Origin of the sequence: Bradyrhizobium sp. ORS 111, from assembly GCF_045571485.1 — a bacterium.
GTDB lineage: Bacteria > Pseudomonadota > Alphaproteobacteria > Rhizobiales > Xanthobacteraceae > Bradyrhizobium.
Window position 1 is genome coordinate 7,350,420 of the sequence record NZ_CP120701.1, and the last position, 20,202, is coordinate 7,370,621.

Consider the following 20,202-nt stretch of genomic DNA (forward strand, 5'->3'; position numbering starts at 1 on the left):
GATCGACGCCAAGCGTCGTCGTGACGCGATACCAAAGGGTCGCGGCGCTATTTCCGCACCGCGCCCCGCTCTTTCACCGGGATGACGAATTTCAGCCCCGACCAGACCTCGTCCACCGCGCAGACCTTGATGTCGACGAGCCCGGTGGCCAGCGCGGTCTCGCGTACCATCGTTTCGGTAAGGTCGGTCGCGACGCCCGAGCTCTTCTTCGGCCAGGACACCCAGATCATGCCGTCCGGCGCAATCGCCTGCCGGTAAACAGCGAGCTTGGCCGCAAGCCCTTTGGTCTCGGCCGCGAACAAATGCACCACGTCCAGCGGTCCCTTCGCGGTCTTTGCCATCCGCACACCGAGAGGCAATTCACCGACGATGTCGGCATAGGTCACGGACAGTCCGTCCACGAAAATACAAAAGCCCGGCTTGAGGCCGAGCTTTTGCACAACTGACTTGCCGGAGGTGCCGGCCATGGCTGCGGGGCTTACGCCTGCGGCTGCGGCTCCATGCCGGCGTCCGGATCGGGACGTGGGCGCGGCTTGCCGGCCGGCGGCACCGCCGACGCGCGCGGCGTTGACGGCTCCAATACCGACTCGCGATTGGGCTTCTTGCCCTTCAGGAGGTCGGTGATCTCTTCGCCGGTCAGCGTCTCGAACTCGAGCAGGCCCTTGGCCAGCATCTCGAGGTCGTCGCGCTTCTCGGTGAGGATGCGGGTCGCTTCCTTGTAGCCTTCCTCGACCAAGCGCTTGATCTCGGAATCGATCTTCTGGACGGTCGCCTCGGACGCATTCTGCGTGCGCGAGACCGACATGCCCAGGAACACCTCGTCCTGGTTCTCGCCATAGGACACGGTGCCGAGCTCTTCCGAGAGGCCCCAGCGCGTCACCATCATGCGGGCGAGGCGGGTCGCCTGCTCGATGTCGGAGGCGGCGCCCGAGGTCACCTTGTCGCGGCCGAAGATCAATTCTTCGGCGACGCGGCCACCCATCATGATCGCGAGACGCGACGTCATCTGCTCCAGCGACATCGACAGCTTGTCGCGCTCCGGCAGTTGCATCACCATGCCCAGCGCGCGGCCGCGCGGAATGATGGTCGCCTTGTGGATCGGGTCGGTCGCGACGACGTTGAGGCCGACGATGGCGTGGCCGCCCTCGTGATAGGCCGTCAGCAACTTCTCTTCCTCGGTCATCACGAGCGACTTGCGCTCGGCACCCATCATCACCTTGTCCTTTGCCTCCTCGAACTCGGCCTGCGTCACCATCCGCTTGTTGCGGCGTGCGGCGGTCAGCGCGGCCTCGTTGACGAGGTTCATCAGGTCGGCGCCCGAGAAGCCGGGTGTGCCGCGCGCGATGGTCTTGAGGTTGATATCCGGCGCCAGCGGCACCTTGCGGACGTGAACCTTGAGGATCTGCTCGCGGCCGACGACGTCCGGATTCGGCACCACCACCTGGCGATCGAAGCGGCCGGGACGCAGCAGCGCGGGATCGAGCACGTCGGGACGGTTGGTCGCCGCGATCAGGATCACGCCCTCGTTGGCCTCGAAGCCGTCCATCTCGACCAGCAACTGGTTCAGCGTCTGCTCGCGCTCATCGTTGCCACCGCCGAGACCGGCGCCGCGATGGCGGCCGACCGCATCGATTTCGTCGATGAAGATGATGCAGGGCGCGTTCTTCTTGGCCTGCTCGAACATGTCGCGGACACGGCTCGCGCCGACACCGACGAACATCTCGACGAAGTCGGAACCCGAGATCGTGAAGAACGGCACGTTGGCTTCGCCCGCCACCGCGCGCGCGATCAGCGTCTTGCCGGTGCCGGGCGGGCCGACCAGCAGCACGCCGCGCGGAATCCGTCCACCAAGCCGCTGGAACTTGCCGGGGTCACGGAGAAACTCGACGATCTCTTGCAGGTCCTGCTTGGCCTCATCGACGCCGGCGACGTCCTCAAAGGTCACGCGGCCATGCGCCTCGGTCAGCATCTTGGCGCGCGACTTGCCAAAGCCCATCGCCTTGCCGGCGCCGCCCTGCATCTGTCGCGACAGGAAGATCCAGACGCCGATCAGCGCGATGAACGGCAACCAGGAGACGAGCAGCGACACGAACCACGGCACGTTGTCGCCCGGCGGCTTCGCGGTGATCGAGACCTTGGCGTCATAGAGGCGCTTCACGAGGTTGGGGTCGCTCGGCGCATAGGTCTGGAAGCTCGAGCCGTTGGTGAAGGTGCCGTGAATCTCCGGTCCCTGGATCACGACGTCGCGGACGTGGCCCTGATCGACTTCAGTCAAAAGCTGCGAAAACGAGATGTCCTGCGAGGAGGTGCGCTGACCCGGATTCTGGAAAAGCGTGAACAACGCCAGCAGCAGCAAAACGATGATGACCCAGAGGGCGAAATTCCGCAGATTGGCGTTCATTGTGTTCCTTCGTGGTCGCGCGGATCGCGGCCTCTCCTATCCTTGGGCCGGCTCTGTGGGAATCCCCAGGGAATCCATCCCGTCGATGGCATACAATTTAGGTGCCGCTGGGGTCGATGCCAAGGGAACCACGCATGACTATTTACCGCATCCTAGCGCAATTCCCGGTCAAATAATGGCGTGGAATCCGGTGTTTTTCGGGGTGGTTAAGCCTCTCTGGCGGATTGTGACGACGGTCGGATCAATCGCCGGGTCATCGTGAGCGCGCGCCGCGGGGCGGCGCTGGTTCAACCCGGATTCGACCGCCGGCTACGCTGATAACGGCCCCGGCAAGCGTCTGTTTCAGCCTCCCTCCGCGTTGCGCGATGACGCGATCCAATACCGCGAGCAAGGTCTCGACCTTGCCGAGCTCGGCGGGCCCCTCATGTCCGGCCCGGTCGATGGCGCGCTTGAGCAGGCGAAGACGAATCTCCTCTGGCATCGCGGCAAACAGCGCGGCATCGAAGCCTGGGCGGGAAGCATCTTTCTCCTTCAACGCGAGATAGCGCTCGGCGCCGTCCGCCAGCACCTCAACGGCGGCATTGGCGCGCGCAAGTCGGGCAGCGAGCCGCGCCAGGCTCCTTGCGTCGCCGCCCTCCTCCGCCAGAGCCGGCATCAGCGCACGTAGCCGTGGGCGCGTGAATGCGGGATCGCGGTTGGTCGGATCGTCGGCGAAACTAACGCGCGCCTTGTTCAGCGTTGCAATCAGCCGCGCCTTGGAAATATCGAGCAAGGGCCGCATCAACCGAACCCCCTCGCGCTCGGTCTCGCGTGCCATCGCCGATAGACCGGCGATGCCGCTGCCGCGCAGCATCCGCATCAGGAGCGTCTCGGCCTGATCGTCGCGGGTATGCGCGGTGAGGACATGCGTGGCACCGTGCTTGCGCGCAGCCTGCGCCAGCAGCCGATAGCGGGCTTCGCGGGCCGCCGCCGGCACGCCTGTCCTCGGCTTGGGTCCGGTCCAGCGCAAGGTGCTGTGCGGCAGGTCGAGGCTTTGCGCCAGCCGCTTGACGTCGCGGGCCTCGCGGGCGGCTTCCGGGCGCAGGCCGTGGTCGACGGTGACGGCAATCAGGCGCGGGCCGCGCGACAGCCCGCGGCGCCAGCGTGCGGCGAGCCACATCAGCGCGACGGAATCGGGACCGCCGGAGACCGCGAGCACGATCGCAGGCGTGGACGCCAAGCCCGCGAACAGGCGTTTGGCATCCTTTGCCGGGATGGCGGATTCGTCGTCGGGCATCGCAAGACCAGCATGTTGCGAGAAGGCCGGATGCGGCCTCCCCACGGCTGGTTTAGCACTTCACCCGTTTTTGCTCACGGTCGACAGCGGCCTTCACGCTGCCGGACGCCCGCGGATATTTCCGCGTCACTTCGCCGAACGCGGCGCAGGCGGCTTCCTTTTCCTTGAGCGCTGCCAGCGACTGGCCAAGCCGCAACAGCGCATCCGGTGCCTTGGCCGACTTGTCGTATTTGGTCGTGACGCCGAGGAAGGTCTCGGCGGCGTCGCGATATTGCTGGCGTTGGAAATAGCTTTCACCGAGCCAGTATTGCGAATCCGCGACCAGCGGGTCGCTCGGATATTTGTGAGCGAAGTTCTTCATCGTCTCTTCGGCGAGCGCGTAGTCCTTGCGCTGCATGTAGCCGATGCCGAGGTCGAACTCGTCCTTCGGCGTGGCCGATGGCGGCAAGGTGGTCAGTCCGCCACCAGCACCGGGAGCGCGCTGCGGGGCCGTATTGGCGAGATCGAGCGGCTCGCCTGCACCGCGGCCGCCGGGAGCGCCGACCCCGGCTTCGCTCGGCATCGGCAACTGGCCGCCGCCCAGCGCGCGGGGTGCGCCGGGCGCGTTCGGGTTCTGGTTGGGATCGAAGGCATCGCCGCCGCCGCGACGGCCGGGGGCCGCAACCGGCGTCGGCTCCTGCACGATCGGCGCGGGAGCCGCAATTTGCGGCTGCTGGCCATAGCCGCCCTGCTCCTGCCGTCCGTATCCCGGCTGGGGCTGGCCGTAACCCTGCTGCGGCTGCCCATAGCCGGGCTGCGCCTGCGGATAGGGCTGGGGCTGTTGCGCCGGCGGCGCCGCCGCGACGCTCGGCTGCGGCGCCGGCTGGCCGGGCGCGCCCGGCGGCTGACCGCCAAGCTGGCGCAGCCGCTCCTCAAGCTGACGGTTGCGGTACTGCAGCTCCTCGTTCTGCCCGGTCAGTTGCCGGAGCTGGTTCTCGAGCCGCTCGATCCGCATCTCGGCATCGGCGTCGTCGGATTGGGCAAGAGCTGGAACGGAAACGGCGAGCATCGCCGCGATCGCCGCGGCGGAACTAAGTAAATGCAATCTGGATGACATTTTGCCCTGACGACGATATCGACGTGAAAAGCGAGCCACATTGGGGGACGGAGTACGCCGGAATTGTGACTGGCCGTTCAAATCCCAGGCAGCGACGCGCGGCTATGGTTTAGTGCCGGCGCCGCAACAAGCAAGCGGGCAATTCGCACAACATCGTTCATCAAGCTGACAGCGCGCTGACAGGGCTGTCGCGCCGGCAAAGTAAAACCGGCGCCCGAGGGGCGCCGGTGAAATATTGGCCTGGGCGGCGGCTCAGGAGCTTGCGTTCAGCACGGTGACGGCGCGGCGGTTCTGCGACCAGCAGGAGATGTCGTTGCAGACCGCGACCGGGCGCTCCTTGCCGTAGGAGATGGTGCGCATGCGGCTGGGATCGATGCCGCGCGAGACCAGATAGGAACGCACCGACTGGGCACGACGGGCACCGAGCGCGATGTTGTACTCGCGGGTGCCGCGCTCGTCGGCATGGCCTTCAATGGTGAAGGAATAGCGATTGTAGGTCTGCAGCCACTGCGCCTGCTTGTCGAGCGTCGCGATCGCCTGCGGGCTCAGATCGGTCTGGTCGCTATCGAAAAACACGCGGTCGCCGACATTGACCACGAAATCCTGCTGGCTGCCCGGGGTCGCGGCGCTCGCCATCGCTCCATCGGCGCCGAGGCCGTTCTTGTTGGCGCAGGCACCCATCGACAGCGCCACCGCCAGAACCGCCGCCAGCTTCATACCCTGGAGGATACGCATCTGATGTTTCATTCCGGAGCCTCCACGCTCACGCTCTTCGTACTGTCATCCGATCTACAGGGCGATGGTTAAGCGAACGTTCCGTCAACCTTGACGAGACCTTGCCGGACCGCATCAAATGCCAGCTAATCGCGAAAAGCGCCCCCGATGGTTAATGGGTGGCAAATGTGGCGCGACGGTGAAGAGAAGGCAAGCTGCACCGGAACCGGCCTGTTTTACAGGTGATTTCGCGCCCGCTAGTGGCCGAACGGCGACAGGTGGTAGCGATTCGCGCGGACAAGGCAGCCGCAGCGGATCGACGGCTGCAGGCTAATTCCCAGTCAGGGATTGGGGACAATCGAGGGCCGCTCGAATGGCCGGACAAGACTGTCGGCCGCGGAGTGACCTTCGCCGCGCTCGAACAGCATTCGCCGCTCGAAGGCGCTTGAGCGCAGGAACGGGTAGCGGGCAAGCACCCTCTCACGCACCGACGGCAAATGCGCGGCCATGAGCCCGACCGGCTTTACGAGCCCGGGATAGAGGCGTGGCTCGGACCAGGTCTCGTGCAGGAACACTCGACGGTAGAACGCCATGTGCTCGGGACGTACCGGGGCCAGGCCGTAATCCGCGTTGAAATGCACGCCTGCGGTCGAGCCAAGGCGAACCGTGACATAGGGCAGTTCCGGACAGTTCCGCGCCTTGTCAGGATCCGCGACGAAGCGCGTTGAATCGATGAAGACCAGGCCCTGATCGAGCTTGGGGTGCAGCACGTCGCCGAACACCTCGACGGTGGGCGCGATGCGGCACTCCGGCGTCACCACCGTGATGCGAATCGAGCTGCACAGCTCGCCCTGCAGATAGACGCCAAAGACCCAGGCGTTCGGCGCCTCGTCAAACTCATCGACAACGCGCTCGTGCGCCGACGGACGGATCGCGCCCTCACGCAGATAGGCCCGATAGCGCAGCCGATAGATCTCGTCCTTCTGCTCGGGGGTCTGGGCGAGGCGGTAATCGACTTGATCCAACGGGTCCGCAAGCCGTCCTGTCGCGGGCTTGATGGCTTCGGCCGCGGACCTCATGAGGTACTCCATTACAAGCAAAACAACTTCTGCGCGCGCCGGAAAAGATTAACAGCATCTTAATTTTATGCAAAGCAATCGCGGGAACACAGTTAATCCGCTACCGCAAGGGGCATATCCCGTTGCGTGCAGACCTTATCTATGACAAGTATAGATTGAGAACCGGTCAGGCGATCGAGCGCGACGGGATCACGTGCAGCTTCTCGTCGCCCCGCCGGCCATGCGATGCGTTCAATAGCTGCCGGATTCGCACCGCTGGAACCGGCCTGCTGAACAGGTAGCCCTGAGCCTCGGTCACCGCGCCGTCGGCGCTGATCAATTCGAGCTGGTCGTTGGTCTCGATGCCCTCGACGACCACGGACATGCCGAGATCGGCCGAGAGGCGCGCCACGCCACGCAACAGCGTCAGCGGTCGATCGCTGTCGATGCCTTCGAGGAAGGACCGGTCGATCTTGACCTTCTGCAGCGGGAAGTTGTGCAGATAGCTCAGCGAGGAATAGCCGGTGCCGAAATCGTCGAGCGAGATCCGCACGCCGAGCGTACGCAACTGCGACAGCAGGTCGTGGGTGAGCTGGGTGTTGTGCAGCAGCGAGGATTCGGTGATCTCGATCTCCAGCCGGTGCGCCGGCAGGCCCGAGACCTCGAGCGCATACCGCACCTCGCTCAGCACGTCGCGCTGGTGGAACTGCTGCGGCGAGAAGTTGACGGCGACGCTCACCGCCTCCGGCCACTTCATGCATTCCATGCAAGCCTTGCGCAGGATCCAGCGGCCGAGGTCGACGATCAGGCCCATGTCTTCGGCAACCGGAATGATATCGACGGGCGAGACCGTACCGCGCGCGGGATGGTTCCAGCGCAACAGTGCCTCGCAAGCGCTCACCTTGCCGGTCCGCAGGTTGATCAGGGGCTGATAGAACAGCTCGAACTCCTCGTTGGCGAGCGCCTTGCGCAAGTCCAGCTCGAGGATGCGCCGCGCCTCGACGGTTTGCGCCATCTCGTCGCGGAAGAAGCAGAACGTGCCGCGGCCGTCGGCCTTGGCGCGGTAAAGCGCCATGTCGGCGTTCTTGAGCAGGGTATCGGCGCTGACACCGGGCGCGGTCATCGCGATGCCGACGCTGGCGCCGATCTCGACCAGATGATTGTCGATCTTGTAGCGTTCGCTGAGCCGGTCGACGATGCGCCGGGCGAGAGCTGCGGCATCGTCGTGCGACTGGATGTTCTGCTGGAACACGACGAACTCGTCGCCGCCGAACCGCGCGACGAAGTCCTCCGGGCGCAGCATCTCGCGCAGCCGATCGGCAACCGCGCACAAGAGCTGGTCGCCGCAGGGGTGGCCCAGCGTATCGTTGACCTGCTTGAACTGGTCGAGGTCGACGAACAGCAGCGCCGAGCGCTGCTCACTGCCATAGCGGGTCGCAAGCAGGCGGCCGATCTCGTCACGGAAATTGACCCGATTGGGCAGTTGGGTCAGCTCGTCATAGCGCGCGAGGTGGCTGATCCGCGCCTCGGCGTCCTTGCGCTCGGTGATGTCCTCGACCAGCACCACGGTGCCACCGCCGCTCATCGGCTGGAAGGTCCATGACAGCGCGCGGTTCCTGCTCGCGTCGGGATCGCTGGTGACGATCTCGCCAGCCTGCGAATTCTCGATCTCGGAGAGAATCTGCCTGGAGGTCGCTGCCGATATTGCGCCGGACAGCACACAGGCATTGCAGATATCGGATGCGCTCGCACCGCGCTGGGCGAAATCGTCCGTCAGTTGCATCATCTCGATGAAGCGGTGATTCATCACGGCGAGACGCCCGTCGGCGCGGAACATGCACAGCCCATGCGGCATGTTGTTCAGAGCCGTGTCGAACTGGCCGGCCAGCGCCGCTTCGCGCTCCTTGGCGACCCAGGCGTTGACGTAGATCCGTTGCAAGCTCGAGGTGAGGTGCCGGATGGCCGTGAAGAACACCAGGCTGAGCAGCGCAAGGGCGATGTGATAGGGTCCGCCGACATACAGCAGCGCTACGATCAGCGGGCCGATCGACAGCAACAGGTGCAGATGAAAGATCTGCGGCCGGCCGAAGGTTCGCCCCACCCCCGCCGACGTGTAGGCGACCACGGTCGTCACGCACAACATATGCGCGGCGGCATCGCTGGTCCTGAGCAGGACGGCGGTACCCCAAATGCCGAGCACGATGCCGTATGCGATCGCCCCGAGCCGATACCGCCTTTCCCAAACCACCGACTCCTCGACGGTGAGGCGAGAATTGCGCTGCTTGTAGCGGTACATCTGCTGCGCACGCGCCAAGCCCACCACGATGAAGAGCGGCACGCACAGCCAACACAGAAGGTCGCCGGTGACGGTCGCGATCACCGCGCCGGCAATCGCCGGGCCGAAGGCGCCGAAGATCATGGGCGCAGGATTCATAAAGAGAGAATCGACCAGCGCCGCGGAGATCGTCGGCGGCATCGGCTGATCCGGTTCTCCCGTCTGACTTGCAATCTGCATTGGAGGGGCGCGCGTCCTTATCAAGTCGCACTTCTACCCGGTGCTGATGAAGTCTTTCTGAGGGAACATCGTTAGCGAGAGCTTGCCTCGCTCGGCACGTAACCGATATCTTCCTTTCATTTCAATGCGATAGCAACTAGACCAAGGCCGGCGGCAGGGTTCCCGAGTATTCTCTTTACCTTGTCAGGACAACAGCGGCGACCAGGCCGGGTCGGACGCGAAGCCCGGCGTCGGCACCCGCAGCTCGTTGCGGCCGGAGACGTCGACGGTAAACAGCGACGGCCCGCTGTTGCCGCCAGGGTCGCGGAAGAACATCACCACGCGGCCGTTCGGAGCAAAGGTCGGTCCCTCATTGTGGAAGCCCGAGGTCAGGATGCGCTCGCCCGAACCGTCGGGCTTCATGATGCCGATCGCGAACTGCCCGCCGCCCTGCTTGGTGAAGGCGATGTAGTCGCCGCGCGGCGACCATACCGGCGTCGAGTAGGTGCCGTCGCCGAACGAGATGCGCTGCGCCTGGCCGCCGGTGGCGGGCATCACATAGATCTGCGGCTTGCCGCCGCGATCGGACTCGAAACAGAGCCGTGAGCCGTCGGGCGCATAGGACGGCGAAGTGTCGATCGCCGGCGTGTCGGTCAGCCGCGTCATCGCCTTCGAGCGCAAATCCATCACGAACAGGTTGGCGTTGCCGCCTTGCTGCAAGCTCATGATGATGCGCTGGCCGTCCGGCGAGAAGCGCGGCGCGAATGACATGCCCGGGAAATTGCCGACGATCTCGCGCTGGCCGGTTTCGATATTGAGCAGATAGACGCGCGGGTCACCCTGCCCGAACTCCATATAGGTGATCTCCTGGGTCGACGGCGAGAACCGCGGCGTCAACACCAGATCCGCGCCGCGGGTAAGATAGCGCACATTGGCGCCGTCCTGATCCATCAGCGCCAGCCGTTTGACGCGGTGCTGCGCGGCGCCGCTTTCATCGACGAACACGATGCGGGTATCGAAATAGCCCTTCTCGCCGGTCATCCGCTCGTAGATTTGGTCGGAGATGATGTGGGCGATGCGTCGCCAGTACTCCGCCGACGTGTCGTACTGCTGGCCCGCGAGCTGCTGGCCGGTGTTCACGTCCCAGAGCCGGAATTCCGCCTTCACGCGCCCATTGGCCTGACGCGTCATGCGTCCGGTCACCAGCGCCTGCGCGTTGATGCTCTTCCAGTTGTTGAAGTTCGGCGCCGCGTCGATGTTGACCTGCTTCTCGAGATAGGCGGCCTGGTCGATCGGCGCGAACAATCCGCTGCGCTTCAGATTGTTGGTGATGACCTGCGTCACGCCGACGCCGACCTCGGTGTCGCCGGGCGTTCCGGCAGCAAAATTCGGGATCGCGATCGGCACCGGCGCGAAGTCGCCCTCGGGGATCGTGATGCGCTTCTGCGCGACGGCTGCGCCGCCGCTTCCAGCCAGCGCACCGAGCGCGGCCATTCCGGAAATCATCTGGCGGCGATTCAAGCGAAACGTCATGGCACGCAAATCTCTTGTGTCGGTCATTGTCGGTAGGCTTTTGTTTGCTATCGGCCAAGCGCCACGGCGGCCTCAGGTCTTTCGCTCTGTGAACACCGGCGCAAAATATTTCCATTCATCGAAATACGCCGCCGGCAGATTGTACGGCTGGCATTCGATGATCGCCCGCAGCGCGCTCTCCTGGTAGACGCGCAGATAAGGCGTCGCCGGGTGGCCTTCCGGCACCGGCATTCCCTCGAGGGTCCCATCGCGCTTCAGCTTGATCGAGAACACGGCTTCGGTCTGCTGCGCTTCGAGGCCGCCATAGGGCTTCTTCCAGCAGCGCTCGACCTGCTGCTTGAACATCGCGCCCCAGGTCGCGGAATTGTCGGCGGCCTTGCCCTTCGAGGTGCCGAGCGCGGCGTTGGAATTGAGCGTATCGCCGGTGATCGAGGCACGTGTCGGGTCGCGCTTGTCGAGCAATGCTGCGATCTTGCTCTGGTCGAACACGCGCTCTTTCGGCTTCTGCTCCGGTGGCGGCTTGGCGGCCTGCTGAACCGGCTTCGGCGGCGGCTTCTTCTCTTCCTTCTTGATCGCTTCCGCGATCGGGTCGGGCTTTACCGGATCGGGCTTCTTCTCGACCGGCTTCGGCTCTTCCTTCGGCTTATTTTCGACCTTCTTCGGCGGATCCGGCTTCTTCTCCTCCGGCTTCTCCACCTTCGGCGTCGGCGCCGGCGCGGTATCGGTCACGACCGGCGGCTTCTTGTCATCGATCTTGCCGACGGCGTCGTCGACCGGCTTGGCCTCGGCGACCTTCTCGACCAGCGGCTTGGGATTGTCCTTCTTGCCGTCCTTCTGACCGGCCATGACGTGGGAGAGCTGGTCGGAGGAGATCACGTCGACGGCGACGGTGTCTTCTTCCGGCATCACGAAGGCCTTGGTCGAAAACGACACGAGGCCCCACCCGATCACGAGGACGTGCAGGGCAATCGACGCCGCCAGTGTCTTGTCGACCTTGACCTTCAATTCAGGCTTCCCCGTGCCGCTTGCCGCACATGAAGTTTAAGTGCCCCCTTCCGGGATGATGACGATGTTCGCCTTGAACCCGGCGGTCCGGATCTCCCCGAGCAACTTCATCATGTCAGTGTAACAAACGTCCTTGTCGCCGCGCAGATAGACCACGCTCTCGGCGTCCGACCGGGTTTCCCTGATCGCCTTGATCTTCGGCAGCAGGTCGGCAGCCGCGATCGGCGCATCGCCGAGATAGAGCTCGATGTTCGAGTTGCAGCCGCCGCCGGTGCGCTTGACCGACAGTGTCAGCGGCGGCTGGTTCGACGAGATCGACTTGCCGCCGCTCGCGACCGGCAGGTCAATGTCGATGTTCGACGTCATCAGCGGCGCTGCCACCATGAAGATGATCAGCAGCACCAGCATCACGTCGACCATCGGCGTGACGTTGATCTCGGCCATCACCGGCTTGCGCCCGCCGCGACCGCGTCGGCCACCGCCGCCGGACGACCCTGCCATGCTCATCGCCATGATGGAGCGCTCGCAAAAGTGATCATCGTCTGTCTCACCCGCGCTCGTCGATCTGACGCGACAGGATGGCGGAGAACTCGTCGGCGAACCCCTCCAGGCGCTGGGCCTGCCGGTTCACCTCGGAGGTGAACTTATTGTAGAAAATAGTCGCCGGAATTGCGGCGATTAGACCAATTGCTGTAGCGAACAGCGCTTCCGCGATGCCCGGCGCCACCACGGCCAGGGAGGTATTCTTCGAGGCTGCGATCGACTGGAAGCTCGACATGATGCCCCAGACGGTGCCGAACAGGCCGACGAAGGGGCCCGCCGAGCCGACAGTCGCCAGCACCAGCAGCCGCCGCTCCAGCCGCTCCACCTCCCGGGCGATCGAGACGTTCATGACCTTGTCGATCCGGGCCTGGAGGCCGGCAAAGGAACGCGACTGGCTCTCGAACGAGCGTTTCCATTCCCGCATCGCCGCCACGAAGCAGGCCGCCATCGACTGGGTCGGCTTGGCCGACAGCGCCCGGTAAAGCTCCTCGATCGACTGGCCGGACCAGAAAGCCTGCTCAAACCGGTCCATCGAGCGCTTGGTACGCGCGTAGAGCAGGACCTTGTCGATCGCGATGGCCCAGACCCAGACCGAGCAGGACAGAAGTCCCAGCATGACGCATTTGACGACCCAATGGGCCTGCCAAAACAGCGCGATCAGCGACACATCGCTCGATGCCAGTGGCAGAGATGATTGAGCCACGTCGGCGGGAGTCATCGGCAATATCCTCTCAACGCAAGTGTCCCCAACAGGCGGTCCGCAAATCGGCACCGGTTCCACGGCCACGCGCCAAGCGCGGCAAAACTGCGCGAGAGCCTTTTACATCTGTCGCATGGGGGGCCCGTCCAAAGCCGGGCCCTGCTTCCCCTGCCAACATGTCAAAACGAGGGCTTTTCACGCGGCATTCCGACCCTAACCAAACGCTAATCATGGTTAAGGCGAGGTTACCAAAGGGAGATTCCGGGGCCGGAAATGGCGCCGGATGAGCCGGTTGCTAGGTTCCGAGAGTTGGCAAGGACCGGCCTGCGCCCGCCCGCCGGCGTCGCCCTGGCCGGAGCCCATAGGCCGACGGAGACCGTAGGGCAATTGTCAGTTCGTCGCTATGGCGAAAGCCGGCGCTGCATCCACCGCCGTCGTCCCTGCGAAAGCAGGACCCATACTCCGCAGCGGCTGTTGTGAACGGGGCGCTCGTTCCAGCTTCGCGCAGCGATAAACATTCGTGGTTATGGGTCCCTGCTTTCGCAGGGACGACAGCGAGCGTTTGGAGCGCTCTGAGTCATACATCCGCGATCTCGCGACATGAATCGTCCGAGCTTTGCATCTCGTTCCGCCCCCTCGTTGAATGGAGGGCGCAGGGAAAGCCGGGTGCCGATCGCACCCATGGGTCCCGCGTAGTAAAAAACGCGGCAGGTAGGACCACAGGTGAGACCGAAGAACACTCCGGCTTTCCCTGCGCGATGGTTTTACGGCTTATACGTGCTCGCCCCGGCGAGACTGGGCTTGGTTGTCACCGTCCTCGCGAAGATGCTGCGCATCTCGCGGGAGACACCCGCCACTAGGTGTGAGCTAGTGATTGGCACGTTAGGAATGCACCGGCGGAAGGGTTCCCTCCCCCCTTGCGGGGGAGGGTTAGGGAGAGGGGTGCCACTCGACGTGCTCTCTCCATATTCGCAAAGCGACACGTGAAGGACGATTGAAAGGGCACTGCGCCCATCGATCATCTCGCCCGGGGCCACCCCTCTCCCCAGCCTTCCCCCGCAAGGGGTGAGGGAGCCTGGGTAGCGTGCTCCCCTTACTGTCATTTCGAGGACGACACGTAGCGCGGCGTTCGAATTAATGCTGACGGAGATGCTCCGCCCGGTTCGCCGGCGGCCAGCTCCAACTTTCCGTTCACGCCAGATGCCGCACAATCGCGAGCCCTGCGAACAGGCCCGCGATCGAGAGCATCACCGACCCCAGCACGTAGAATACGGCTAGTCCGACTTCGCCGCGTTCGTAGAGCAACGCGGCATCGAGCGAGAACGCGGAGAAGGTGGTGTAGCCACCGAGAATTCCCGTCATCAGGAACAGCCGCCACGGCTGGGACGCCTCGCCCTTGAAGGCGAGGTAGCCGGCGATCAGGCCCATCACGGTCGAGCCCGTGATGTTGATGATGAAGGTGCCGTAGGGAAACGCGGTGCCGACGCAGCGCGCGCAGGTGATGTTGATCAGATGGCGCAGCGTCGCGCCGAGTCCGCCGCCGAAGAAGACCAGAAGATAGCTTGCTGCGTTACCCACCATTGCCCCGCTGGTGTGGTGAAGTGAGAGTATCCGAACTCTCGTGCTTTCACCCTCCCCTGAAAGGGAAGGGTCGACGCGAATGAAATGAGCGGCGGGGCGGGGTCACAGTCTCTCCGTTGAAAGACTGTCGGTGTTGAGAGATGACCCCTCCCCGGATCGCTTTTCGCTTCGCTGCATGCGAACCGACCCTCCCCTTTCAGGGGAGGGTCAAGAATGCCGTCAGAGAACTGACGACCAAGCGCGATCAGCCGGCCTTGCCGAACAGCTCGTCGACATAATCCCAGTTGATCAGGTTGTCGACGAACGCCTTCAGATAGTCCGGACGGCGGTTACGGTAGTCGATGTAGTAGGAGTGCTCCCAGACGTCGACGCCGAGGATCGGGACCGCGCCGTGGACCAGCGGGTTTTCACCGTTCGGCGTCTTGGCGACTTCGAGCTTGCCGCCCTTGACCTGCAACCAGGCCCAGCCGGAGCCGAACTGGCCGGCGCCGGCGGCGGCGAAGTCGGCCTTGAATTTCTCGAAGCCGCCGAGGTCCTCGTTGATCTTCTTCTCCAGCCGGCCTGGCAGCTTGCTGCCGCCGCCATTTGGCTTCATCCACTTCCAGAAGTGGATGTGGTTGTAATGCTGACCCGCATTGTTGAAGACGGCGGCATTTTTGCCGAACGACCCCTTCACGATCTCCTCGAGGGACTTGCCTTCAAATTCGGTCCCCTTGATCGCGTTGTTGCCGTTCGTGACGTAGGCCTGATGATGCTTGTCGTGGTGAAACTCCAACGTTTCCTTCGACATATAGGGCGCGAGGGCGTCGTGGGCGTAGGGCAGATCGGGTAGCGTGAAGGTCATGGGGTAATGTCCAACAGTGGTGGGAGACTACACTTAACGGGTCCCCCTTATAGAAGGTTCCAACGCGGAGAAACACCGCATTTTCGGATCGTGTATGACAGGTCGGCGGAGCCGAGGACCGAAGATATGAGCATCGAGATCGACATCCTCAACGGGGATGCGTCATGGCAGCGCGCCGAAGCGCTGCACCGGGCGGTGTGGGGCCGCCATATCGTGGAGAAGCAACCGTGGGCGCATATCGAATGGGCTCACGCGGATTTGCGCGTGCTGATCGACGCGCCCGATGACGGCGGGCTCGCCTGCCATGTCGGTATCTACTTCCGGACCATCACCTGGAATCGCCACAAGGTGCATGTCGGCGGCATCGGCGGGGTCACAACCCGCGAGGATTGCCGGCGACGCGGCTATGCGAGCCTGGCCATCGACGCCGCCGTGCACACCATGCGTGCCAACGACGCGGTCAAATTCGCGATCCTGTTCTGCGAGCCGCACAATTTCGCGTTCTACCAGGCGCGCGGCTGGCATCCCTTCACCGGCGAGGTGTATTGCGAGCAGCCCTCCGGGCAGATCCGCTTCGAGGCGATGGCGCCGTTCGTCTACGACATCGTCCGCGCTCCACGCGACGGCAAGATCGACCTATGCGGTCTGCCGTGGTGATCCCTGCGCCGGCAGAGGTGGTGCGCGCCGGGCACGGCCCTTAAGATGTCGGTCATCATTTATTGACCGCGGGCTTCATCAATTTGACGTCGAATGGCATCGGCAGCGTGCTCCCTCTCCCGCTTGCGGGGGAGGGTTGGGTGGGGGTTCTCTCCACCAATCACATCGCGGCAAGACCCCCATCCGCCGCGCGCTGCGCACGCGTCGGCCTTCCCCGCAAGCGGGAGAGGCGAAGCGAACGCGTGGACAAGCTGGTCACCCGTCCTCGATGTGCGCGAGCCCTTGCTGCATGACCATTGATGCCCCGATCGACGACACACGCCCCGCTGCCGTCGCGGCCGCGTCGCAGGTCAGCCACCTGTTGACCGCACCGATCCTGCCGACGCTGCTCCGCCTTGCGGTACCTAACACGATCGCGATGTTCGGCTCGACGCTGGTGGCGGTGGCCGAGACCTCCTATGTCGGCCGGCTCGGCACCGAGCCGCTGGCCGGCATCGCGTTGGTGTTTCCATTCGCAATGCTGACGCAGATGATGTCGGCGGGCGCGATGGGTGGCGGCGTGTCGTCCGCGATCAGCCGCGCGCTTGGCGCCGGCAACCGCGACCGCGCCGCCGAGCTTGCACTGCATGCGGCGATGATCGGCGCCTGTGCCGGACTGTTCTTCACCGTGATGATGCTTTGCTGCGGGCGCATGTTCTACACGCTGCTCGGCGGACGCGGCGGCGTGCTCGAACAGGCGATGCACTACTCGCAGGTGCTATTCTCCGGCGCAATCTCGATCTGGCTGGTCAACACGCTCGCCTCCGTGGTGCGCGGCACCGGCGATATGCGCACGCCGTCGCTGACGCTGATCTCCGTCTCCCTGGTACAGATCGCCGTCGGTGGCGTGCTCGGGCTCGGGCTGCTCGGACTTCCCAGCCTCGGCATGCGCGGCGTCGCCGCAGGTCAGCTCACCGCCTTCACGCTGGGCGCGATCTTCCTCGCCTGGTATCTCCTCAGTGGCCGCAGCCGGTTGACACTCGATGTCGCCGCGTTCAAGGTCCAGCGCGGCATGCTGCTCGACATCCTCAAGGTCGGTGCGATCTCCTGCCTGTCGCCGCTGCAGAGCGTGCTGACCATCCTGATCTTCACCAGGATCCTGGCCGGCTTCGGCACCGAGATGCTGGCCGGCTACGGCATGGGATCGCGGCTGGAATTCCTCCTGATCCCGATCGCCTTTGCGGTCGGCGTCGCCTCCGTGCCGATGGTCGGCATGGCCATTGGGGCGGGCCTCGTCGCGCGGGCGCGCAAGGTGGCCTGGACCGCTGGCGCGGTCGCGGCACTCGTGGTCGGCCTTGTCGGACTCGTGGTCGCGCTCAAGCCGACGCTGTGGATTGCGCTGTTCACCAGCGATCCCGGCGTGACCGCGGCGGCCTCCTCCTATTTCGCGCTCGCCGGTCCCGGCTTCGGCTTCTTCGGTGTCGGCGTCTGCCTTTATTTCTCCGCGCAAGGCGCGGCGAAGGTCGGCGGCCCCGTGCTCGCCGGTACGATTCGCCTGCTGCTGGTCGGTATCGGCGGCTGGTGGCTGGCTGCTTCCAGCGCGCCGGCGTGGACGCTGTTTGCGCTGGTCGGCGGTGCCATGGTGGCATTCGGGCTCGCGACCGTCATGACGATCAAGCTAACCCGTTGGGGCGATTGATCGGGCAAAGATAGCAGTCGCAGAAATCTTTCGACTTGCCATGCCGGCCGGCCGCTCACCCGCAATTCAAGCTCCGCGTGCGACCTCCTCCCGCAAGCGCGCAAGGTGAAGACGAGCAGCTACGCCGCCCCCTTCTTCAACACCGTAGCCGCGGAGGCGTAACCGCCGCGGGCGCCGTCGATGAAATGGACGTGATCGCTGCGCATCACCGATGGTGTGAAACAGGTCATCATCGCGGCGTCCTGACGGTGCAGGCCATAGCGCACGACGCCTTGGGCCGCGGCGGCGGCGAGCCGCTGCTCAAGCTCGGCTGCAAGGTCCGGCGTGCAATCCAGGATCATGCGCAGGCCGTCGTCATATTTGCGGAAGTCTGAATTCTCCACCACCTGCTGCAGATAAAGCTTCGGGACGAACTTGCCGACCTTGATGCCGAGCCGAAACACCACGTAGGCCCAGAACGCAAAACCCAGCACGACGGCGCGTTGCATCGCGAGCGGGCCGCCGCGCCGCCTGGCGCGCGCTTCGTATTCCATTCCCTGCGGCGGGAAGCGCAGCGGCGGACCGCCTGCCGGGACCGGGCGTCCGGCCTCGGGGCTCCTCTCGACCCGCACGACGATGTCCTCGATCACCTTGCGGAAAGCGGCCGGATCGGCGCTCGTCCCCGGCACAACGAGCACCGACAGGATGACGCCGCGGACTGATGCCATCTCCTCGAACCGGCAGGACAGGCCAGACAGGTCGGGCTGGGTGCCCGGCGGCGCCGGATCGACGGCGAACTCGCCGCGCTTCATCGCGGCGTCGGCGAAGGCCAGTCCGCCGCCGGAGAACATCGCATAGGACAGATTGGCCGAGGGCCCGAAGCGCGCGACGCGGACATCGACGCCCGCGGCACGGATCGAAGCCATCGGCACCAGCGCGACGCGCATGACGAGATCGAGGTCGTCGCGGACCCAGCGCGCGGTCGCCGCCAGCGCCGCGCGCGCTCTGTCGAGATCTTCGGGCGCGACCGCGAAGCTCGCGCCATCGCCACCGAACACGAAGGGGAATTCGCGGCCCTCCAGCGCATTGGTGACGGAAGCGATCACGGAGGCTCCGGCCATATTGACGGCCTTGTAGCGCTGCGCCGCGATCGCCTTGGTGGATTCCACGATGTCGGCGACCCCGACGGTCCAGTTATCGGGCAACGGCGCATACAGCGCCGGATCCATCAGGCGGGTGAAGCCGCGAAACACCGGGATGCCGCCGTAGAAAATATCGCTGCCCGTTTGCATCGCCCAATCGCGCCGGTCCGTTTCAGGAGTGATGTAGCAGATACGGGCGAGGTTGGGATCGGTTTTGCAGCGTCGCCCGGATGGAGCGAAGGCGGCGTAGATGGGGTAACGGGCCCCCGGTCCCCTTCCAAGCCAGCCGCGCTAGCTACGGCGCTATTTGGATGGCGCGCGTCGCGCGGCTGGCTTGGAAGGGGGCGGTCGTCCCTCACATTGATGGTGTAACGGAGTCGAGGCAAGGCCTCGCTCCAAGCATCGAGGAGAGACGACCATGGACCATTATGCCGGAATCGACGTGTCATTGGAATGCTCCAGCGTGTGCGTTGTCGACGCGAACGGCAAGATCACTCGGGAGGCGAAGGTGGCGAGCGAACCGGAAGCGCTGATCGGCTGGTCCCGTTCGCTCGGGTTCGAGCTGGCCAGGATCGGGCTGGAGGCCGGGCCGCTGTCACAGTGGCTTTACGCGGCGATGAAGAAGGCTGGCCTTGCGGTCGAGCTATTGGAGACACGCCACGTGAGCGATGCCTTCAAAGCGATGCCGGTGAAGTCGGACCGCAACGATGCCCGCAACATCGCGCAATTGATGCGGCTCGGCTGGTTCCGGCCGGTGCATTGCAAGTCGATGAGTGCCCAGGAGACCCGCGCGATGCTGACGGCGCGCAAGCTGATCCAGGCCAAGCTTCAGGACCTCGAGAACAGCTTGCGCGGGATCTTGCGTGGCTTCGGCCTGAAGGTCGGCAAGACGACGAAGCGCAGCTTTGCGGCACGGATCGGCGAGCTGGTGGCCGGCCATCCAGCCCTCGAGGCGATCGCCGCGGCGACGCTGGCAGTTCATGCGGTGTTGCTGCGCGAGTTCAACGGTCTTGAGAAGCGGGTGCGGGCGATGTCTGTGCTGGACGCCAAGGCCAGGCTGTTGATGTCGACGCCGGCCGTGGGGCCGGTCATCTCGCTGACCTATGCCAGCGCCATCGATGACCCCTCGCGCTTCACCTCCTCGAAGCGGGCGGGACCGCTATTCGGGTTGACGCCGAAGAAGCACCAGTCAGGGGAGACCGACCACTCCGGCCGCATCAGCAAAAATGGCGACGCTGCCGTGCGCGAGGCCCTCTATGAGGCTGCCCACATCATCCTGACCAAGCCGATCAAGGGCTGTGCACAGCTCAAGAGCTGGGCGATGCGGATCGCCAGGCGCGCCGGCATGAACAAGGCTAAGGTGGCGCTGGCGCGCAAACTCGCCGTGATCATGCTGCGCATGCTTAAGGACAACGTCCCCTTCAATCCGGCTACCAAGGCAACCGCAATGGCGGCCTAACAGAGGAGCGCACAGGTTCGGGCGGGTCACGACACCAGCCTT

At 64.6% G+C, this 20,202-nt stretch carries 17 protein-coding genes; 3 read left to right on the forward strand and 14 right to left on the reverse strand.

Translation table 11 applies throughout. The annotated features are described in order from the left end of the window. Positions 1-47 precede the first annotated feature (47 nt). The 13 genes from P6U30_RS33985 to P6U30_RS34045 form a co-directional block, all read right to left on the reverse strand. Positions 48-467: a DUF3052 domain-containing protein gene (locus P6U30_RS33985; RefSeq protein ID WP_407167056.1), complete on the reverse strand. Its 420-nt coding sequence runs from the start codon at positions 465-467 to the stop codon at positions 48-50. 11 nt (positions 468-478) lie between these two features. Beyond that, positions 479-2,401, reverse strand: a complete 1,923-nt coding sequence (gene ftsH, locus P6U30_RS33990) for an ATP-dependent zinc metalloprotease FtsH (RefSeq protein ID WP_407167057.1) — start codon at positions 2,399-2,401, stop codon at positions 479-481. 253 nt (positions 2,402-2,654) lie between these two features. Further along, positions 2,655-3,677: a tRNA lysidine(34) synthetase TilS gene (gene tilS, locus P6U30_RS33995; RefSeq protein WP_407167058.1), complete on the reverse strand. Its 1,023-nt coding sequence runs from the start codon at positions 3,675-3,677 to the stop codon at positions 2,655-2,657. Between the two features lie 52 nt (positions 3,678-3,729). Then, on the reverse strand, positions 3,730-4,773 hold the full coding sequence (ybgF, locus tag P6U30_RS34000) for a tol-pal system protein YbgF (protein ID WP_407167059.1): 1,044 nt from the start codon (positions 4,771-4,773) through the stop codon (positions 3,730-3,732). Between the two features lie 252 nt (positions 4,774-5,025). Next, the gene (gene pal / locus P6U30_RS34005; protein WP_407148841.1) at positions 5,026-5,520 is read right to left on the reverse strand and encodes a peptidoglycan-associated lipoprotein Pal; all 495 of its coding nucleotides are present in this window, start codon (positions 5,518-5,520) and stop codon (positions 5,026-5,028) included. A 308-nt stretch (positions 5,521-5,828) separates the two neighbouring features. Then, on the reverse strand, positions 5,829-6,566 hold the full coding sequence (locus tag P6U30_RS34010) for an N-acyl amino acid synthase FeeM domain-containing protein (protein ID WP_407167060.1): 738 nt from the start codon (positions 6,564-6,566) through the stop codon (positions 5,829-5,831). 166 nt (positions 6,567-6,732) lie between these two features. Next, positions 6,733-9,060: a putative bifunctional diguanylate cyclase/phosphodiesterase gene (locus tag P6U30_RS34015; RefSeq protein ID WP_407167061.1), complete on the reverse strand. Its 2,328-nt coding sequence runs from the start codon at positions 9,058-9,060 to the stop codon at positions 6,733-6,735. 183 nt (positions 9,061-9,243) lie between these two features. Next, positions 9,244-10,572 carry a Tol-Pal system beta propeller repeat protein TolB gene (gene tolB / locus P6U30_RS34020; protein ID WP_407167062.1) on the reverse strand — a complete coding sequence of 443 codons (1,329 nt, stop codon included), beginning with the start codon at positions 10,570-10,572 and terminating at the stop codon, positions 9,244-9,246. Between the two features lie 72 nt (positions 10,573-10,644). Continuing rightward, the gene (locus tag P6U30_RS34025; protein ID WP_407148845.1) at positions 10,645-11,577 is read right to left on the reverse strand and encodes a cell envelope integrity protein TolA; all 933 of its coding nucleotides are present in this window, start codon (positions 11,575-11,577) and stop codon (positions 10,645-10,647) included. A gap of 36 nt (positions 11,578-11,613) precedes the next feature. After that, positions 11,614-12,090, reverse strand: coding sequence for a biopolymer transporter ExbD (locus P6U30_RS34030; protein WP_407148846.1), 477 nt, complete (start codon positions 12,088-12,090; stop codon positions 11,614-11,616). Between the two features lie 34 nt (positions 12,091-12,124). Then, on the reverse strand, positions 12,125-12,838 hold the full coding sequence (gene tolQ, locus P6U30_RS34035) for a protein TolQ (RefSeq protein WP_407167063.1): 714 nt from the start codon (positions 12,836-12,838) through the stop codon (positions 12,125-12,127). Between the two features lie 1,173 nt (positions 12,839-14,011). Continuing rightward, on the reverse strand, positions 14,012-14,398 hold the full coding sequence (gene crcB / locus P6U30_RS34040) for a fluoride efflux transporter CrcB (RefSeq protein ID WP_407167064.1): 387 nt from the start codon (positions 14,396-14,398) through the stop codon (positions 14,012-14,014). 247 nt (positions 14,399-14,645) lie between these two features. After that, positions 14,646-15,245, reverse strand: coding sequence for a superoxide dismutase (locus tag P6U30_RS34045; RefSeq protein WP_407148848.1), 600 nt, complete (start codon positions 15,243-15,245; stop codon positions 14,646-14,648). Positions 15,246-15,371: 126 nt separating this feature from the next. Here P6U30_RS34045 and P6U30_RS34050 point away from each other — a divergent pair, with 126 nt between their 5' ends. Together P6U30_RS34050 and P6U30_RS34055 are read left to right on the forward strand one after the other, a co-directional pair. Next, complete coding sequence (locus P6U30_RS34050) at positions 15,372-15,902, forward strand: GNAT family N-acetyltransferase (RefSeq protein WP_407167065.1); 531 nt, start codon at positions 15,372-15,374, stop codon at positions 15,900-15,902. Between the two features lie 289 nt (positions 15,903-16,191). After that, the gene (locus P6U30_RS34055) at positions 16,192-17,580 is read left to right on the forward strand and encodes an MATE family efflux transporter (protein WP_407167066.1); all 1,389 of its coding nucleotides are present in this window, start codon (positions 16,192-16,194) and stop codon (positions 17,578-17,580) included. Between the two features lie 119 nt (positions 17,581-17,699). Here the strand turns inward: P6U30_RS34055 and P6U30_RS34060 are convergent, their stop codons facing one another. Continuing rightward, the gene (locus P6U30_RS34060; protein WP_407167067.1) at positions 17,700-18,851 is read right to left on the reverse strand and encodes a DUF3095 domain-containing protein; all 1,152 of its coding nucleotides are present in this window, start codon (positions 18,849-18,851) and stop codon (positions 17,700-17,702) included. A 268-nt stretch (positions 18,852-19,119) separates the two neighbouring features. Between P6U30_RS34060 and P6U30_RS34065 the strand changes: the two genes are divergently transcribed. Continuing rightward, entirely contained in the window at positions 19,120-20,160 is a 1,041-nt protein-coding gene (locus tag P6U30_RS34065; RefSeq protein ID WP_407167068.1) for an IS110 family transposase, read from the forward strand. Positions 20,161-20,202: the final 42 nt, after the last annotated feature.

Coding starts and splice junctions, on each gene's coding strand:
- P6U30_RS33985 (WP_407167056.1), bottom strand. CDS start 467: ATGGCCGGCACCTCCGGCAAGTCAGTTGTGCAAAAGCTCGGCCTCAAG.
- ftsH (WP_407167057.1), bottom strand. CDS start 2,401: ATGAACGCCAATCTGCGGAATTTCGCCCTCTGGGTCATCATCGTTTTG.
- tilS (WP_407167058.1), bottom strand. CDS start 3,677: ATGCCCGACGACGAATCCGCCATCCCGGCAAAGGATGCCAAACGCCTG.
- ybgF (WP_407167059.1), bottom strand. CDS start 4,773: ATGTCATCCAGATTGCATTTACTTAGTTCCGCCGCGGCGATCGCGGCG.
- pal (WP_407148841.1), bottom strand. CDS start 5,520: ATGAAACATCAGATGCGTATCCTCCAGGGTATGAAGCTGGCGGCGGTT.
- P6U30_RS34010 (WP_407167060.1), bottom strand. CDS start 6,566: ATGAGGTCCGCGGCCGAAGCCATCAAGCCCGCGACAGGACGGCTTGCG.
- P6U30_RS34015 (WP_407167061.1), bottom strand. CDS start 9,060: ATGCAGATTGCAAGTCAGACGGGAGAACCGGATCAGCCGATGCCGCCG.
- tolB (WP_407167062.1), bottom strand. CDS start 10,572: ATGACGTTTCGCTTGAATCGCCGCCAGATGATTTCCGGAATGGCCGCG.
- P6U30_RS34030 (WP_407148846.1), bottom strand. CDS start 12,090: ATGGCGATGAGCATGGCAGGGTCGTCCGGCGGCGGTGGCCGACGCGGT.
- tolQ (WP_407167063.1), bottom strand. CDS start 12,838: ATGACTCCCGCCGACGTGGCTCAATCATCTCTGCCACTGGCATCGAGC.
- P6U30_RS34045 (WP_407148848.1), bottom strand. CDS start 15,245: ATGACCTTCACGCTACCCGATCTGCCCTACGCCCACGACGCCCTCGCG.
- P6U30_RS34050 (WP_407167065.1), top strand. CDS start 15,372: ATGAGCATCGAGATCGACATCCTCAACGGGGATGCGTCATGGCAGCGC.
- P6U30_RS34055 (WP_407167066.1), top strand. CDS start 16,192: ATGACCATTGATGCCCCGATCGACGACACACGCCCCGCTGCCGTCGCG.
- P6U30_RS34060 (WP_407167067.1), bottom strand. CDS start 18,851: ATGCAAACGGGCAGCGATATTTTCTACGGCGGCATCCCGGTGTTTCGC.
- P6U30_RS34065 (WP_407167068.1), top strand. CDS start 19,120: ATGGACCATTATGCCGGAATCGACGTGTCATTGGAATGCTCCAGCGTG.